The 1,235-nt window shown below is 56.5% G+C and carries 1 protein-coding gene; it reads right to left on the bottom strand.

The window, feature by feature from the left end:
- Nucleotides 1-8: 8 nt before the first annotated feature.
- A protein-coding gene (locus ACZRJ6_RS26215; RefSeq protein WP_463970664.1) for an IS3 family transposase occupies nucleotides 9-1,171 on the bottom strand; the annotation gives its coding sequence in 2 pieces (ribosomal slippage) (nucleotides 9-919 and nucleotides 919-1,171; 1,164 coding nt in all).
- Between the last annotated feature and the right edge of the window lie 64 nt (nucleotides 1,172-1,235).

Below are 1,235 nucleotides of genomic sequence, written 5' to 3'. Positions count from 1 at the left end.
TGTAGTGGTCAACTAATCCCGGACACGACGTTAAGTTTTTTCTCGGCCTGAGCCGGTGGCAGCCCACCATTAAATTGGTGCGGTCGAATCCAGTTGTACCGGTGCATCAAAAAATGGCTGATATCCCGCTGAGCTTGTTGGACCGTCGTGTAGCCCATGGTCGGTATCCACTCGGTTTTCAGGCTCCTGAACACCCGCTCCATCGGCGCATTATCCCAACAATTTCCTCGCCGGCTCATGCTCTGACGCATGCGATATCGCCAAAGGCGCTGGCGAAAACTCCGGCTTCCATATTGCGAGCCCTGGTCGGAGTGGAACAGCAAACCTTGAGGCTTCCCTCGCTGCTCGTAAGCCATGTCCAAGGCCTTGATGACCAAGTCGGCATCCGGCTTTCCCGACAACGCCCAGCCCACAACACGGCGGGCAAAAAGATCTAGCACAACCGCCAGATACTGCCATTTCCCTTGAGCCCAGATGTAAGTGATATCGCCACACCAGACGTGGTCAGGAGCGGGCACATCAAACTCCCGGTTCAAAATATTAGGGATGTCGGGCCGCTCGACCGTCGCCTTTTTGTAAGCATGCGATCCCGGTTGTTTGCTGACCAACTCCAGCTCGCACATCAGGCTGCGCACCTTGAATCGCCCGATCTGCTCGCCGTCGTCCTGCATCATGGCCATGATGCTACGGCTACCGGGAGCACTGCGGCCTTGGGTGAACAACTCGTTCACCCGACTGCGCAATCGAAGGCGTTCTACATCCGGTGTGCGGCGCCTGAGACGCCGAGCGTAGTAGCACGAGCGGGTCACTTCAAACACCTTGCACAGCCAATCAACCGGCTCGTGGATGCTCAACTGGTCAATCAGCGCGAACGCTCGAGATCTTCCGACATCAAGAGCGCGGTAGCCTTTTTTAAGATCGATTTTTCCCGCTCAAGGCGAGCAATTCGGGCTTCCAGCTCTTGGATTTTCTGCTGCTCCGGAGTCAGCGCTTTGCTCTGCGGGGTGACGCCCGTGCGTTCTTGCTGCACCTGGTCGACCCATCGGCGCAAAGCCGACTCGCCGACACCAAGCGAGCGGCTGGCCTCAATGAAGCTGTAATCCTGCTTGAGAACGAGGTCGGCAGCCTCGCGTTTGAATTCAGGGGAAAAGGTACGGCGTTGTTTGATCATCTGACACCTCGTTCTGGCGAGCATTCTCGCCTAAATGGATGTCCGGTTTCATTAGACCACTACA

The organism is Pseudomonas sp. C321 (assembly GCF_055407105.1).
Note: the sequence above shows the minus strand (reverse complement) of the source record. Positions and strands in the feature narration are given on the sequence as shown.